General features: G+C 66.5%; 13 protein-coding genes. 4 read left to right on the top strand and 9 right to left on the bottom strand.

Annotated elements, in window-relative coordinates; all coding sequences use genetic code 11:
* Nucleotides 1-36: 36 nt before the first annotated feature.
* The 7 genes from JVX91_RS12725 to JVX91_RS12695 all read right to left on the bottom strand — a co-directional run bounded on the left by JVX91_RS12725 (nt 37) and on the right by JVX91_RS12695 (nt 8,944).
* Nucleotides 37-1,182 carry an acyl-CoA dehydrogenase family protein gene (locus tag JVX91_RS12725; protein ID WP_205339555.1) on the bottom strand — a complete coding sequence of 382 codons (1,146 nt, stop codon included), beginning with the start codon at nt 1,180-1,182 and terminating at the stop codon, nt 37-39.
* Complete coding sequence (locus tag JVX91_RS12720; protein ID WP_205339554.1) at nt 1,179-2,351, bottom strand: CaiB/BaiF CoA-transferase family protein; 1,173 nt, start codon at nt 2,349-2,351, stop codon at nt 1,179-1,181. The genes JVX91_RS12725 and JVX91_RS12720 overlap by 4 nt, the downstream gene beginning before the upstream one ends.
* Before the next feature lie 10 nt (nt 2,352-2,361).
* Entirely contained in the window at nt 2,362-4,035 is a 1,674-nt protein-coding gene (hutU, locus tag JVX91_RS12715; protein WP_205339553.1) for a urocanate hydratase, read from the bottom strand.
* A gap of 398 nt (nt 4,036-4,433) precedes the next feature.
* On the bottom strand, nt 4,434-5,177 hold the full coding sequence (gene hutC, locus JVX91_RS12710; RefSeq protein WP_205339552.1) for a histidine utilization repressor: 744 nt from the start codon (nt 5,175-5,177) through the stop codon (nt 4,434-4,436).
* Nucleotides 5,178-5,381: 204 nt separating this feature from the next.
* Nucleotides 5,382-7,097: a single-stranded-DNA-specific exonuclease RecJ gene (gene recJ, locus JVX91_RS12705; RefSeq protein ID WP_205339551.1), complete on the bottom strand. Its 1,716-nt coding sequence runs from the start codon at nt 7,095-7,097 to the stop codon at nt 5,382-5,384.
* Between the two features lie 67 nt (nt 7,098-7,164).
* Complete coding sequence (locus JVX91_RS12700; RefSeq protein ID WP_045209899.1) at nt 7,165-7,704, bottom strand: YaeQ family protein; 540 nt, start codon at nt 7,702-7,704, stop codon at nt 7,165-7,167.
* Between the two features lie 61 nt (nt 7,705-7,765).
* On the bottom strand, nt 7,766-8,944 hold the full coding sequence (locus JVX91_RS12695) for a GGDEF domain-containing protein (RefSeq protein ID WP_205339550.1): 1,179 nt from the start codon (nt 8,942-8,944) through the stop codon (nt 7,766-7,768).
* Nucleotides 8,945-9,202: 258 nt separating this feature from the next.
* On the opposite strand from JVX91_RS12695, the gene JVX91_RS12690 reads away from it, so the two are divergent.
* Nucleotides 9,203-10,402 (top strand): CaiB/BaiF CoA-transferase family protein, encoded by a 1,200-nt coding sequence (locus tag JVX91_RS12690; RefSeq protein ID WP_205339549.1) that lies wholly within the window; start codon nt 9,203-9,205, stop codon nt 10,400-10,402.
* Between the two features lie 144 nt (nt 10,403-10,546).
* Here the strand turns inward: JVX91_RS12690 and JVX91_RS12685 are convergent, their stop codons facing one another.
* Entirely contained in the window at nt 10,547-11,233 is a 687-nt protein-coding gene (locus JVX91_RS12685) for a GntR family transcriptional regulator (RefSeq protein ID WP_205339548.1), read from the bottom strand.
* Between the two features lie 72 nt (nt 11,234-11,305).
* Nucleotides 11,306-12,040 (bottom strand): SDR family oxidoreductase, encoded by a 735-nt coding sequence (locus JVX91_RS12680; protein ID WP_024765199.1) that lies wholly within the window; start codon nt 12,038-12,040, stop codon nt 11,306-11,308.
* A gap of 332 nt (nt 12,041-12,372) precedes the next feature.
* On the opposite strand from JVX91_RS12680, the gene JVX91_RS12675 reads away from it, so the two are divergent.
* The 3 genes from JVX91_RS12675 to JVX91_RS12665 all read left to right on the top strand — a co-directional run bounded on the left by JVX91_RS12675 (nt 12,373) and on the right by JVX91_RS12665 (nt 15,895).
* Nucleotides 12,373-13,401 carry an ABC transporter substrate-binding protein gene (locus tag JVX91_RS12675; RefSeq protein ID WP_205339547.1) on the top strand — a complete coding sequence of 343 codons (1,029 nt, stop codon included), beginning with the start codon at nt 12,373-12,375 and terminating at the stop codon, nt 13,399-13,401.
* Between the two features lie 98 nt (nt 13,402-13,499).
* Entirely contained in the window at nt 13,500-14,576 is a 1,077-nt protein-coding gene (locus tag JVX91_RS12670) for a phosphotransferase (protein WP_205339546.1), read from the top strand.
* Entirely contained in the window at nt 14,573-15,895 is a 1,323-nt protein-coding gene (locus JVX91_RS12665; RefSeq protein WP_205339545.1) for an aminotransferase class III-fold pyridoxal phosphate-dependent enzyme, read from the top strand. The genes JVX91_RS12670 and JVX91_RS12665 overlap by 4 nt, the downstream gene beginning before the upstream one ends.
* The last annotated feature ends 71 nt before the right edge of the window (nt 15,896-15,966 follow it).

Below are 15,966 nucleotides of genomic sequence, written 5' to 3'. Positions count from 1 at the left end.
ACCGGGGCGGCAGCGGAGGCCGCCCCGTACCTGCCGTCAATGGCGGGCGGCATCCAGCACGGCGCGGGAGATGATGATCTTCTGCACCTCGGAGGTTCCCTCGAAGATCCGCAGGATCCGGGCGTCGCGCACGAAGCGCTCCAGCGGCAGGTCGCGGATGTAGCCGTAGCCGCCGTGCAGTTGCAGCGCGGCGTCGGTGATGAAGCCGCAGGCCTCGGCGGCGAACAATTTGGCGGTCGCCGATTCGAGGCTGAAGCGCTCGCCGCTGTCACGCCGCGCGGCGGCCTGCTGGGTGAGCAGGCGCGCGGCCTGGAACTGCGCGTGCATATCGGCGATGCGCCACTGGGTGCCCTGGTAGGCCGACAGCGGCTTGGTGCCGATCTGCCGCTCATCCACCCACTTCAAGGCGTACTCCATGGCGGCGCGGGCGATGCCCAGCGACATGGCGGCGACTTCCACGCGGCCGCGATCCAGCACTTCCATGGCGGTGCGGAAGCCCTGGTTTTCCTCGCCCAGCAGCGCATCCGCCGGCAGCCAGCAGTCCAGCGCCAGCTCGTAGATGGTGCTGCCGCGCAGGCCCATGGTCTTTTCCGGGTTGGCGAAGGTGACGCCGGCGGTGCCCTTGGGAATCAGGAAGGCGCTGATGCCACGGGCGCCGGCCTCCGGGTCGGTCTTGGCATAGAGCACGATGAAATCGGCTTCGCGGGCATTGGTGATGTAGTGCTTGCTGCCGCGAATCCGCCAGCCGCCGGTCTCGCGCACGGCGCGGGTGCGCATGTCCGCCGGGTTGGAGCCGGCCGCCGGCTCGGTCAGGCCGAAGGCGCCGAGCAGCTCGCCGCTGGCGCAGCGCGGCAGCCATTCCTGGCGCTGCTCCTCGGTGCCGCCGATGAGGATCGAATCGGTGGCGAGGAAGTGTGCGGTCAACGCTGACGCGGTGGAGGCGCAGGCCGCCGACACCGCCTCGACTACGCGGCTCATGGCCAGGCTGCCGATGCCGAAGCCGCCATAGGTTTCCGGCAGGTTGATGCCCATGAAGCCCAGCTCGCCGAGGGCCTGCAGGCTTTCGGCGCAGAAGGATTCCTCTTCGTCATAGCGCTGGGCGTTGGCGGCCAGCACGTCGCGGCAGACCCGCTCGGCGGAGTCGACGATGGCCAGTTCGGTGGCGTCGATGTCGAAGTTCATTGCACAGCTCCTGCTTTATTCGTGAGGCCGAACGCGGCGTTGGCTTCGCCCAAGCGGGGAGCGCGCGTCGCGGCGTGGGGCTTGCGCCCGTTGAAGTAGACCGGTTGCGGCACCAGTGGCGGCTGGTCGTCGGCCGGTTGCACCAGCAGTTGGCGCACCTGCGCCTGTTCGCTGCCGGTGGCCTCGGCGAGGTTCCACACCGGCGAGGCCGGCACGCCGGCATCCAGCAGCAGGTCGCAGGCCTGTTCGACGCTGCGCTGACCGGTCCAGGCCTCGATCTCGGCGCGCAGTGCCTGCTCGTTGCGGGTGCGCGAGGGGTCGTCGGCAAAGCGCGGATCGTCGGCCAGTTCGCCGCGGCCGATGCTTTCGCAGAAGCGCCGGAACAGCTTGTCGCTGGCCACCGCGATCACCACCAGGCCGTCGGCGGCGCGGTAGGTGTCGAACGGCGTCGACACCGGATGGCGGTTGCCGACCAGGCCCGGCGCCTTGCCGTGGGCGAACAGGTTCGACAGGCCGGTCATCTGCAGGCTGACCAGCACGTCGAACATCGCCACGTCGATATATTGCGCACTGCTGCCCTGGTGCTCGCGGGCGAACAATGCGCTGCTGATCGCCCAGGCCGCATAGACGCCGGCGCACAGGTCACCAAGGGCTTCGCCGCTGCGGGTCGGACCCGTCTCGGGGAATCCGCTGACGCTCATCAGCCCGGACATCGCCTGGGCGACGATGTCGTAGGCCGGGCGGCGCGACAGCGGGCCGTTCTGGCCGAAACCGGAAATGCTCGCGTAGATCAGCTTCGGGTTGTGCTGCCTGAGGCTGTCGAAATCGATGCCCAGGCGCTGGGTGACGCCGGGGCGGAAGTTCTCCACCACCACATCGGCGTCCGCCACCAGGTCATAGAAACGTTGCAGGTCTTCCGGCGACTTGAAGTCCAGCTCGACGCTGCGTTTGCCGCGGTTGATCAAGCCGAAATAGACGCTTTCGCCGTCCTTGAACGGGCCGAGGTGGCGGCTGTCGTCGCCGTGCCCCGGCACTTCGAACTTGATCACTTCCGCACCGAGATCGGCGAGCATCGCGGTGCAGTGCGGGCCAGCCAGCACGCGGCTCAGGTCCAGTACACGCACGCCATTCAGCGGCTGCGGCGTGGGCAGTTCAGTCACATTGCTCATGCTCGATTCCTCAGCCGGTGATCATCGGCAGGTTCAGGCCCTGCTCCCTGGCGCAATCAATCGCGATCTGGTAACCCGCATCGGCATGGCGCATCACGCCGGTGCCTGGGTCGTTGGTCAGCACGCGGGCGATGCGCGCCGCCGCCTCGTCGGTGCCGTCGCAGACGATCACCATCCCCGAGTGCTGGGAGAAGCCCATGCCCACGCCGCCGCCGTGGTGCAGTGAGACCCAGGTGGCGCCGCTGGCGGTGTTCAGCAGGGCGTTGAGCAGCGGCCAGTCGGACACGGCGTCGGAGCCGTCGCGCATGGCTTCGGTCTCGCGGTTGGGGCTTGCCACCGAGCCGGAGTCGAGGTGGTCACGGCCGATCACGATCGGCGCTTTCAGCTCGCCGCTGCGGACCATCTCGTTGAATGCGAGGCCGAGCTTGGCGCGCTGGCCCAGGCCGACCCAGCAGATGCGCGCCGGCAGGCCCTGGAAGCTGATGCGCTCGCGCGCCATGTCCAGCCAGTTGTGCAGGTGGGCGTCGTCGGCGATCAGTTCCTTGACCTTGGCGTCGGTCTTGTAGATGTCCTCGGCGTCGCCGGACAGCGCGGCCCAGCGGAACGGACCGACGCCACGGCAGAACAGCGGGCGGATGTAGGCCGGGACGAAGCCGGGGAAGTCGAAGGCGTTAGTGACACCCTCTTCCTTGGCCATCTGGCGGATGTTGTTGCCGTAGTCGAAGGTCGGCACGCCCTGCTTCTGGAACTCCAGCATGGCGTTGACGTGCACAGCCATGGATTGCTTGGCGGCCTTGACCACGGCGGCCGGGTCGGTCTGCGCGCGGTCGCGGTACTGCTCCCAGGTCCAGCCGGCCGGCAGGTAACCATTGAGCGGGTCGTGGGCGGAGGTCTGGTCGGTGACCATGTCCGGGCGCACGCCGCGCTTGATCAGTTCCGGGAGGATTTCCGCGGCGTTGCCCAGCAGGGCGATGGAGATGGCCTTGCCTTCGGCGGTGTACTTCGCGAGGCGCGCCAGGGCGTCGTCGAGGTCCTTGGCCTGCTCGTCGACGTAGCGGCTGGCGAGGCGGAAGTCGATGCGGCTCTGCTGGCATTCGATGTTCAGCGAGCAGGCACCGGCCAGGGTCGCGGCCAGCGGCTGGGCGCCGCCCATGCCGCCGAGGCCGGCGGTGAGCACCCACTTGCCTTTCAGGTTGCCGTCGTAATGCTGGCGACCGGCTTCGACGAAGGTTTCGTAGGTGCCCTGGACGATGCCCTGGCTGCCGATGTAGATCCAGGAGCCGGCGGTCATCTGGCCGTACATGGCCAGGCCCTTGGCGTCGAGTTCGTTGAAGTGCTCCCAGTTGGCCCAGTGCGGCACCAGGTTGGAGTTGGCGATCAGCACGCGCGGGGCGTTGGCGTGGGTCTTGAAAACGCCGACCGGCTTGCCGGACTGCACCAGCAGGGTTTCGTCTTCATTCAGTTCCTTCAGGGTGGCGACGATCTTGTCGTAGCACTCCCAGTTACGCGCGGCGCGACCGATGCCGCCGTACACCACCAGCTCCTTGGGGTTCTCGGCGACTTCCGGGTCGAGGTTGTTCATCAGCATGCGCAGCGGCGCTTCGGTCAGCCAGCTCTTGGCGTTCAGTTGGGTGCCGCGCGGGGCACGGATTTCGGTATCACGGTAACGGCCGGTGGAGCTCATCTGGACTTCCTCGATGCAGGGGTGGCGCCACGCTGGAAGGCAGTCCGGCGGGGCGGAAACGGGTGAATAGAGGGCAACGGGCACTGCCGTACTCATCTACTGTCACCTGATATGTGTAAAACCTTATATCAACCTGTATATACAAGCTAATGCAAAGCAAGGGCCAAATAAGCTGGCGGTGCGCTAGGAGCTCATTTCCGCGATGAGAATGTCTTTTTATTTCAAATGGATAGAAATCTTATGCACAGACAGGCGACGCCCCTCGCCACGGGTGGCAGCGAGAGAAGGCTTCGGGAAAGGAAGGAGGAAAAGTAACAGCGCGGTGCACAGAGGTAACAAAACGGTGCACCAAAGGAGACAGCGGGGGCGGACTTTTCGCCCCGTCGGGTGACAGCCGATTACTGCCCGAAACGACCTTCGAGGCGATAGCGCGACCCCGGATAGACCAGTCGCGCGGCACCCACCTGCCCCTTCGCCGACCAGGTGCGGCGACGGATCAGCAGGCAAGCATCACCCCGCTTGATGCGCAGCAGCTTGCAGTCGGCCGCTTCGGCGTTGATCGCCTCGACCACATGTTCACCCTCGGTCAGCGGCGCCAGTTGGATCAGGTAGGCGTAGGGCGTGATGCGGGTGAAGTCCTGCTGCAGGTACTCCGGCGCCACCTCGGCGTTGACGAAGCGTTCCTCCAACTGCACCGGCACTTCGTTCTCGTAGTGCACGACGATGGAGTGAAAGATGCGCTGGACGTTTTCCAGCTCGAACGGCATCGCCAGGGTCGCACCCTCGGCCAGCGGCTCCAGTAGCACCACTTCGCAGCGGTGTTCATGTCCGCGTGCGGCGATCTCCTCGGCGATGTTGTGGATCTCGAAGAGCGCCGCGTGGCCCTTCTGTTCGGCGACGAAGGTCCCCACGCCCTGCAGGCGCACCAGCACGCCTTCGATGGTCAGCTCGCGCAACGCGCGGTTGATGGTCATCCGGCTCACGCCAAGCAGGGCGAACAGCTCGCTCTCCGAAGGCAACTTGGAGTTGGGTTTCCAGACGCCGTTGCGGATCTGCTGCAGGATGATTTCCTTGACCCGCGCATACAGGGGCGCCGGAGTTTCCAGCGCGAATGCGGCCAGGGAAGAATGATCTTGGGACACGGCAGCTCCTGAATCGGCGGATGGCGGGCTAGCCGCCAGTTTACCCGCCGCCGGGCCTGCCGCCTACGCGCCGCCGAACCACGGGCACCGGTGAGCGGCTTTGGTAGGGCGCATAACGCGTCAGCGTTATCCGCCGCGATGGGGCCGGCGGATAACCTGTTCCAGGTTATTCGCCCTACAGTCGACGAAACACCGTACTCGTGATCAGCGCGGCGCGATATGCGCCACCATCAGCTGCACGGTTTCATTGCCGCGGAATTCGTTGACGTCCAGCTTGTAGGCCACTTCCGCCCAGCGCACGGTGGGGTTGGGCCAGATGTCGCGGTCGATGTTGAAGGCGATGGCGTCCAGCTGCAGCGAGCCGCACTCGGTCTTGAGCACCAGCTTCAGGTGGCGCTCGCCGACGACGCGCTGCTGGACGATCTGGAAAATGCCGTGGAATAGCGGCTCGGGGAAATGCTGGCCCCAGGGCCCGGCCTGGCGCAGGGCGCGGGCCAGTTCCAGGTGGAATTCCTCGGCGCTGAGCTGGCCGTCGGAGAGCAGGCGCCCGGTCAGGTCGTCCTCCTCCAGCTGGCGGCGCACCTCGAAGTCAAAACCGGCGGCGAAGGCGCCGAAGTTTTCCTGCGGCAGCGACAGGCCGGCCGCCATCGCGTGGCCGCCGAACTTGCTGATCAGACCCGGATGGCGTGCGGCCACGGCGTCCAGCGCATCGCGGATATGGAAGCCCGGCACCGAACGCGCCGAGCCCTTGAGCGTACCGTCGCCGGCATCGGCGAAGGCGATGGTCGGGCGGTGGTAACGCTCCTTCAGGCGCGAGGCGAGGATGCCGATCACGCCCTGGTGCCATTCGGGGTCGAACAGGCACAGGCCGAAGGGCATCTCCTCCACCGGCAGTTCCTTGAGTTGGGCCAGCGCCTCGCGCTGCATGCCCTGCTCGATGGCCTTGCGGTCCTGGTTGAGCTGGTCGAGCTGCACCGCCATGTCGCGGGCGACGCCTTCGTCTTCGCAGAGCAGCAGCTCGATGCCCAGGGACATGTCGTCCAGGCGCCCGGCGGCGTTCAGCCGCGGACCGAGGATGAAGCCGAGGTCCGTGGATGTGATCCGCCGGCAATCGCGCCCGGCCACTTCCAGCAGCGCGCGCAGGCCCGGACGCGCACGGCCAGCACGGATTCGCGCGAGGCCCTGGTGCACCAGGATGCGGTTGTTGGCGTCCAGCGGCACCACGTCGGCGACGCTGCCCAGGGACACCAGGTCGAGCAATTCGGCGAGGTTCGGCTCGGCAATGCCGCGTGCGGCAAACCAGCCGCGCTCACGCAGGCGGGCGCGCAAGGCGAGCATCACGTAGAAGATCACGCCGACACCAGCCATGGCTTTGCTGGGGAAGTCGCAGCCGGGCTGGTTCGGGTTGACGATGGCGTCGGCGGCGGGCAGTTCCGGCCCCGGCAGGTGGTGGTCAGTGACCAGCACGCGCAGGCCGGCGGCCTTGGCGGCGGCGACGCCGTCGATGCTGGAGATGCCGTTGTCCACGGTCACCAGCAGTTCCGGGCGCTTCTCCAGCGCCACGGCGACGATTTCCGGGGTCAGGCCGTAGCCGTACTCGAAGCGATTGGGCACCAGGTAATCGACCCAGGCCGCGCCGAGCATGCGCAGCGCCAGCACACCGACGCTGCTGGCGGTGGCGCCGTCGGCGTCGAAGTCGCCGACGTAGAGAATCCGCTGGCCCTTTTCCAGCGCATCGACCAGCAGTTCCACCGCCGCGTCCACACCCTTGAGCTGCTGGTACGGGATCAGCCGCGCCAGGCCCTTGTCCAGCTCCTCCGCACTCTGCACGCCACGGGCGGCGTAGAGGCGGGTCAGCAGCGGCGGCAGGTCGCCCAGGTTGGGCAGGGTTTGCGGGAGGGGGCGGGATTCGATGCGCATGGGTGTTCCAGTCGATTCATTCAGGCGCCGATCCCGGCGCCCTGGTTACAGCGGGTAAAGCTGGCGATTAACGCTCGCCCATCAGCCATTCCACTTGCAGCTCGTGCTGGCCGCGCTCGTCGGTGACGAAGATGGTCCCTTCGCTGATCATCACGGTCCAGTTGATCGAGCGCGGCAGGTCGCGGGAGATTTCTTCCAGCGCTTCCTGGGGCATGGCGACGACGTTGAGGTTCTTCAGGTGGCGCACGCTGTCGAGCACCTTGGTGGTCCACACGCGCAGGTTGCCGTAGGCCACCAGGGTCAGCTTCTCGCAGCGGCGCGAGCACCAGGTCAGGCGGTCGGCATCCGGCTGGCCGACTTCGATCCAGTGCAGCACGCGGTCGTCCAGGCTCTTTTCCCACAGCGAGGGCTCTTCCACGTCCGACAGGCCACGGCCGAAAGCCAGCTGCTCGTTGTACCAGATGACGTAGGCCAGCAGGCGCACCGCCAGGCGCTCCTCGGTTTCCGAGGGATGGCGGGCGACGGTGAAGCGCAGGGTCTCGTAGACCCCACGGTCGAGGTCGGTCAGGCTGATATCGGCTTTGTAGGGCGTGGCGGACAGGGCCATGGGCGTTCCCGGCGAATTTTCGAAGGCGGCAAGTCTACCGCGAAAGCACGGGCGCGGCTGACTAACTCCGCGGACGTCGGTCGGTTCCCGGCTCCGGCGCGGCCAGTTCGATGCGGTTGCGGCCCTTGGCCTTGGCGGCGTAGAGCGCCTGGTCGGCCAACGACAGCAGGCGCAACAGGTCGTGGCCTGCCTCGCGGCTGGTGGCGATGCCGATGCTCACGCTCAGCTGGCCCTCGGCCATGAACGGCAACTCGGCGAACTCGCGGCGCACGCGCTCCGCCACCTGGCAGGCGCCCTCAGTATCGGCACCCACCAGCAGGCAGGCGAACTCTTCCCCACCGATGCGGGCGAACTGGTCGTGCTTGCGCATCCGCGAGGCGGTGATGCGGCTGAATTCCACCAACACGCGGTCGCCGGCGGGATGGCCGAAGGAGTCGTTGAGGCGCTTGAAATTGTCCAGGTCGCAGAGCAGCAGCGAGGCCTGTTCCCCGCGATCGGCGCACAGCCGCAGCAGGCGTTCGCCGGTTTCCATGAAGGCGCGGCGGTTGCCCACGCCGGTCAGCGGATCGCTGAGGGCGGCGCTGCGGAACTGCAGCTCGGCGCGTTCCTTGACCATCGCCAGGGTAGCGAAGGCGATGCCGATGGCGAACAGCATGGTCTCGAAGACCAGGAAGGTGAAGAAGGTCGAGCCTTGGCCGTTGTTGGCCACGCTCTCGAACGGCATGCCGCGGTCGACCACCAGGCGCACCACATAGACGACGGTGTGGAACAGCAGCAGCGCCAGCGTTGGCCGCAGTTCCACCTCCAGTTTCTGGCGGCTGCGCCACAGCTCGCTGATCGCCGCGATGCAATAGATGACGGTGATGCTGGTACTGACGGCGATGCGCGCCACCAGGGATTCGTAGAAGGGTGGAACCAGGCAGAGCAGCGCCCAGAACGCCGCGCCGGCACCGATCAGCGGCCAGTGCGGCTTGCGTCCGGTGAAGACACGCATGGAGGTCCAGGTCATCGCCGAGCAGAGGTGCAGGATCACGTTCCCCAGCAGGATCGGCACCACATCCATGCCGAATCCGCGCAGCGTCGCGACGAATGTTCCGATGGCGCCCAGCAACAGCGCCGCACTCATGTACCCCAGCGTCGACTCGCGACGACCGCTGTGCCAGGCGAACGCCATCAGCACACCCACCAGGGTCAGGACATACAGGTCGACAACTACCAGCGTTGGCAGGTGCAACGTCATGCAGCCCCCTCGCCACCCGTCGGCGCACATTCTCCAGGGAATGCCGCCAGATCATCGGGCTGTTTGCAGGAAGACGAACGCATCACAGTGTACCTGCCCGAAATCGGGCGAGATTAAGTAGGAAGCATCTGAATGAGGCTACTCTACGCGCGCACAAGGCCGTCGCAAAGCGCTGATACCGGACGCCTGCCCGGCGGCCTGTTCGAAGCCGCGCACACGGGTTAGAGTCCCGCCACTCTTCTTTGCTCGGACCCACCGATGAACAGCACCGCCAAACCCCTCGCCGGCCTCAAGGTCATCGAACTCGGCACCCTGATCGCCGGCCCCTTCGCCTCGCGCCTGTGCGCGGAATTCGGCGCCGAGGTGATCAAGGTCGAGTCGCCCGATGGCGGCGATCCGCTGCGCAAGTGGCGCAAGCTCTACGAGGGCACCTCGCTGTGGTGGTTCGTGCAGGCGCGCAACAAGCGTTCGCTGACCCTTAACCTCAAGCACGAGGCCGGTCGCGAGGTGCTGAAGAAGCTGCTGGCCGAGGCCGATATCCTGATCGAGAACTTCCGCCCAGGCGTGCTGGAGAAACTCGGCCTGGGCTGGGACGTGATCCACGCGCTGAACCCGAAGCTGGTGATGGTGCGCCTTTCCGGCTTCGGCCAGAGCGGCCCGTACAAGGACCAGCCGGGCTTCGGCGCGGTGGGCGAGTCCATGGGCGGGCTGCGCTACATCACCGGCTTCGAGGACCGCCCGCCGGTGCGCACCGGCATCTCCATCGGCGACTCCATTGCCGCGCTGTGGGGCGTGATCGGCGCGCTCATGGCGCTGCGCCACCGTGAAGTGAACGGCGGCGCAGGACAGGTCGTTGACGTGGCGCTCTACGAAGCGGTGTTCGCCATGATGGAGTCGATGGTCCCGGAGTTCGACGTGTTCGGCTTCATCCGCGAGCGCACCGGCAACATCATGCCCGGCATCACGCCCTCCTCCGTGCACACCACGGCCGACGGCAAGCATGTGCAGATCGCCGCCAACGGCGACGCCATCTTCCGCCGCTTCATGACCGCCATCGGCCGCCTGGACCTCGCCGAAGACCCGACGCTCGCCAGCAACGACGGCCGCGATGCCCGCCGCGATGAGCTCTACGGCATCATCAATCGCTGGGCCAGGTCCGAATCGCTGGATACCGTGCTCAAGGTGCTCAACGAAGCCGAGGTGCCGGCCAGCCGCATCTTCTCCGCCGAGGACATGTTCAGCGACCCGCAATTCCTGGCACGGGAGATGTTCCTCTCCGCCAAGCTGCCGGACGGCAAATCCTTTCGCATGCCCGGTATCGTTCCCAAGCTCTCCGACACGCCCGGCAGTGCAGAGTGGATCGGGCCCAAGCTGGGTGAGCATACGGATGAGGTGCTGAGCGGGCTGGGTTACGACGCGACTGCTATCGCCGCGCTGCGCAAGGACGGCGCGGTCTGAGCGTTCGCTCTTCGTAGGAGCGGAGCTTCTCCGCGAAAATCCGGCGCAGCCGGGACAAGACTTCCGGCCGGGCGGCCGGGTCGCGGATAAGATCCGCTCCTACAAAACGCCACCCGCCGAAGTGGTAAGCAGGAAAGCAGTGAGTCAGCCGGCTTCCTGCTCCGGCTCTTCGGTCTGCGCGATGAACTCCAGCATCTTCTCGCTGCCGTCCAGCAGGTCGGCGTGGATCGCCTCGCGGGCGGCGGCGCCGTTGCGATCGCGCAGGGCGCGCAGGACGTCCCAGTGGTGCTCGATAGCCATGCGCTCGTTGAAGTCGGCGTAGGCCTGGGCAATCAGCGGGCCGGTGCGCATCCACAGGCTGTCGAGGAAGGCGCGCAGCAGCGGCATGCCGGCGATGTCGGCGAGGGCGAAGTGGAAGGCCTGGTTGAGCTTGAGCGCCAGCACCAGGTCCTCGGCGTGAATCGCGTCGAGATTCTCGCGAATATTGGTCTCCAGCTCGTCGAGCTGCCCGTCGCTGGCACGTTCGGCGGCAGTCTCGGCGGCGAGGCCTTCGAGCGCTACGCGGATGCTGCGGATCTCCAGGTACTGCTCACGGGTCAGTAACGGCACGCGGATATCGCGCGGGGTCTTGAGGACCAGTGCCTGCTCCTTGGCCAACTGCAGGATGGCGTCGCGCACCGGGGTGACGCTGGTGCCCAACTGCTGGGCCAGGTCGCGGATGCGCAGGCGATCGTCCGGCTTGAAGCGGCCGGTGATCAGCGCCTCGCGCAGCAGCGCGTAAACGCCGCTGCCCAGGTAGGAATGATTGAGCCCTTCGATCGGGTAGTTCATCGCCGTCTCATCGCGTGGTGCGGAATTCGGGCGCGAATGATGGTCGCTGATCGCGCCGAATACCAGCCGGTTTCACACATGCTGCCCGCCATTGACGTGGATTTCCGCACCATTCACGTAGGACGCGCCGCTGGTGCAGAGGAAGTGGATGAGCGAGGCGACCTCCTCCGGCTTGCCCAGGCGGTGCATGGGAATGTCGCGTTCGACGATCAGCTCGGTACCCGACGACAGGATAGCCGTGTCGATTTCCCCCGGCGCGATGGCGTTCACCCGCACGCCATGCGGGCCGAAGTCGTGGGCCATCTCGCGGGTCAGCGCGGCCAGCGCGGCTTTCGAGCAGGCGTAGGCCGCACCGGCGAAGGGGTGCACGCGCGACCCGGCGATGGAGGTGACGTTGATCACCGAGCCCTTGGCCGCCTTCAGTTCGTCGAACAGGCCACGCGCCAGCAGCGCGGTGGAGAACAGGTTGACGTTGAACACCTTCAGCCAGGTGGCGTAGTCGCTGCCCAGCACGCCCAGGCGTTCACCTTCCGGGCCCTTGGGAGAGATGCCGGCGTTGTTCACCAGGGCGTGCAGCGAGCCGCCGAGCTTCTCGCGGATCATCGGCAGGCTGGCCTGCACGCTGTCGATGTCCTCCAGGTCCAAGTGGATGTGGTTGATCAGGCCTTCGGCCCAGGGGCATTCGGCGCTCCAGTCCTGGCGCGAGGCGGTGAACACGCGCCAGCCGGCGGCATTGAAGTGCTTCACCGTGGCGTGGCCGATGCCGCGGCTGGCGCCGGTAAGGAGCAAGGTTCTGGTCTGGTTCATGGGGCTTCCCTCTCAAGTCTGAGCCGCTTTCTATGCCCCATCGGGGCGCGCGATCGATGAACGTCCGTGAAGCGATGGCGTCAATAAAAACATGATGCATCATGTTTTGGAAGATGTTTTAATCGGTCCAGCTTGGTCCTACACCGAGCTATCCGAACAACAACAAGAAACGGAGCAACTTCACATGATCGATCTCACCCGTTCCGCCGGTTCCTCTCCCTGATGTCCGAGGGCAATGCCAGCCGGCCTTCCAGCTTGGCCCGGCGCATCGCCCCACTCTTGAAGCTGCCCTCTTATTCATGGGCCGGATTGGCCCGCTCAGGAGTCATCGCATGTTCAAGAAAGCCATAGCACTGATGATGTTGGCCGGCGGCGCCGCCCAGCTCCACGCCGAGACACTGACCGTGGTGTCCTTCGGTGGCGACAACAAGGTGGCCCAGGAAAAGGCCTTCTACAAACCCTTCGAGCAGCAGGCCAAGGTCACCGTCCAGGGCGCCGAGTACAACGGCGAGATGGCCAAGATCAAGGTCATGGCCGACACCGGCAAGACCAGCTGGGACGTGGTCGAGGTGGAATCCCCGGAACTGATGCGCGGTTGCAGCGAAGGCCTGTTCGAGCAGCTCGACTGGAGCAAGCTCGGCAAGCAGGCCGACTTCCTCGACGCCGCCGTGAGCGACTGTGGCGTAGGCATCTTCATCTGGTCCACGGTGCTCACCTACGACGCCAAGAAGCTGGCCAGCGCCCCCACCAGCTGGGCCGACTTCTGGGACGTGAAGAAGTACCCGGGCAAGCGCGGCCTGCGCCGGGGCGCCAAGTTCACCCTGGAATTCGCCCTGGAAGCCGACGGCGTGAAACAGGCCGACCTGTACAAGGTGCTGGGCACCAAGGAAGGCGTGGACCGCGCGTTCAAGAAGCTCGACGAGATCAAGCCCTACATCCAGTGGTGGGAAGCCGGCGCGCAACCGCTGCAATGGCTGGCCGCCGGTGACGTGGTAATGACCTCGGCCTACAACGGCCGCGTCGCCACCGCGCAGAAGGAAGGCCGCGACTTCGCCATCCAGTGGAACGGCAGCATCTACGACCTCGACCACTGGGCTATCGTCAAGGGCAGTCCGAAGAAGGAGCTGGCCGAGCAGTTCATTGCCCTGGCCAACAAACCCGAGTACCAGAAGGTCTTTGCCGAAACCATCCCCTACGGCCCGACCAACAAGAACACCATCCCGCTGATCAACGCCGCCATCGCGCCGAACCTCCCCACTGCGCCGCAGAACCTGGAGAACGCGCGCGCCATGGACACCGAGTTCTGGATCGACCACGGCGAGGAACTGGAAACCCGCTTCAACGCCTGGGCAAGCAAGTAAGTGGATGGCGTCCGCCCGGCCCCGCGCCGGGCGGACGCGCCACCTCGCCCGGCCGCTGCAATACAGAACGACCGCTGAACCCTGCTGGAGATGTACCCGTGCCCCTCAATACCGCTCCCGTCCACGATCACCTGCTGGAAGCGGCCCCCGCCCAGGTGAGCGATGCCCAGGCCGCTGCCATCGCCGAGGAATACTTCGGCCAGCGCGGCACGCTGCACCGCCTCGCCGGCGAACGCGACCTGAACTTCCATATCGCCCACGGCCATGGCGACGACCGCCTGCTGAAGCTCTCGCACCCGCTGGAAGACCCGCAGGTGGTGGACTTCCAGACCCGCGCCCTGCTGCGCGTGGAGGCCCTGGACCCGACTCTGGCAGTGCAGCGCGTCTATCCCTCGCTGAACGGCGAACACCAGATTCCCATCACCGTCGACGGCCAGCCGATGATTGCCCGGCTGTTCTCCTTCGTCGACGGCGTCCCGCTGCACCGCGTCCCGCAACGCAGTCGCGCCCTGCGCGAGAACCTGGGCGACGACCTGGCCCGCCTGGGCCTGGCGCTCAAGGGTTTCGAACACCCGGCCACCGCCGACCACGAGCTGCTCTGGGACCTCAAGCACGCCTCGCGCCTGCGCAACCTGCTGACCTACATCGAGGACCGCGAACAGCGCGCCCTGGTCGAGCGCTTCCTCGACAACTTCGAGCGCCATGCCCTGCCCCGCCAGACCACGCTGCGCGCCCAGGTCATCCACAACGACCTGAATCCGCACAACGTCATCGTCGATGCCGAGCATCCGGACCGGGTACGCAACATCCTCGACTTCGGCGACATGGTCCACGCGCCGCTGATCAACGACCTGGGCGTCGCCGCCGCCTACCAGGTGGGCGAGCCGGACGCGCCACTGGCCACCGCCTCCGAGATGATCGCCGCCTACCATCGCCGCTGCCCGCTGCAGGCCGAAGAACAGGAAATCCTCGCCGACCTGATCGCCACGCGCCTGATCATGACCCTGAGCATCACCGCCTGGCGCGCCAGCCTGCACCCCGAGAACCGCGACTACATCCTGCGTAACACCGGCCACGCATGGCAGGCCGTACAAGGCCTGGCCCGCCTGAGCCGGGAACAGGCGCAGGAGCAGATCTTCGCCGCCTGCGCCCAACAAGAGGAGCCCCGCAAATGACCATGCCCAACGGATTCAGCGCCGCCGACGCCGAGCGCCTGAGCGAACAGGAACGTCGCCTGATCGAGCGCCGCGCGCGCCTGCTCGGTCCGGCCTACCGGCTGTTCTACGAGCGCCCGCTGCACACCGTGCGCGGCGAAGGCGTATGGCTCTACGACAACCAGGGCAACCGCTACCTCGACGCCTACAACAACGTCGCCTCCATCGGCCACTGCCACCCGCGCGTGGTGCAGGCCATCGCCAGCCAGGCAGCAGTGCTCAACACCCACACCCGCTACCTGCAGGAAGGCATCCTCGACTACGCCGAAGACCTGCTCGCCACCTTCCCCGCCGGGCTGGACCAGGTGATGTTCACCTGCACCGGCAGCGAGGCCAATGACCTCGCCCTGCGCATCGCCCGCCAGTACACCGGCGGCACCGGGGTGATCATCACCCGCTTCGCCTACCACGGCGTCACCGGCACCATCTCCGAGCTGTCGCCGTCCCTCGGCGCCGGCATCACCCTGCCCGCCCACGCCCGCACCTTGCGCGCGCCGGACGCCTACCGCCTGGGTGCGGAGAACGTCGGCAAGCTGTTCGCCGATGACGTGCGCGCCGCCATCGCCGACCTGCGCGCCAATGGCATCAAGCCCGCCGCGCTGCTGCTCGACGGCATCTTCGCCAGCGACGGCGTGCTGGCCGATCCGGCCGGATTCCTCGCCGAAGCGGTGAAGGTCGCCCAAGACGAAGGCCTGCTCTACATCGCCGACGAAGTGCAGAGCGGTTTCGCTCGTACCGGCGACGCCATGTGGGGCTTCCAGCGCCACGGCGTACAACCGGACCTGGTCACCCTCGGCAAACCCATGGGTAACGGCCAGCCCATCGCCGGCGTGGTCGTGCGCCCGGAAATCCTCGAAAGCTTCGGCCGCGAGGTGCGCTACTTCAACACCTTCGGCGGCAACCCGGTGTCCTGCGCGGCGGCCCAGGCAGTGCTCGATGTCATCCGTGATGAACAACTGCAGGAGCGCTCACAGCGCATCGGCAACTTCATGCTGGACGGCATCCGCCAGTTGGCCGACCGGCACGAACTGATCGGTGACGTGCGCGGCGCGGGACTGTTCCTCGGCGTCGAATTGGTCACGGATCGCGCGGCAAAAAGCCCGGCCGCCAACCAGACCCGCCAGGTGGTGAACGCGATGCGTGAGCGCGGCGTGCTGATCAGCGCGGCCGGCCCGATGGAGAACATCCTGAAGATTCGCCCGCTACTGGCCTTCGAGCAGGAACATGCGGAGCTGTTCATCGATTGCCTGGACAAGGCGCTGAAGGAAGTAACTGCCTGACTTTTTCGTCTTTCAGAAACGACGCGGGCCGCGATGAACATCCATCGTGGCCCGTTTCGTTTCTGCAGGGT

It is taken from the genome of Pseudomonas sp. PDNC002, assembly GCF_016919445.1.
In the GTDB taxonomy this organism is placed as follows: Bacteria; Pseudomonadota; Gammaproteobacteria; order Pseudomonadales; family Pseudomonadaceae; genus Pseudomonas.
This window is presented reverse-complemented; position numbering and strand designations above follow the sequence as displayed.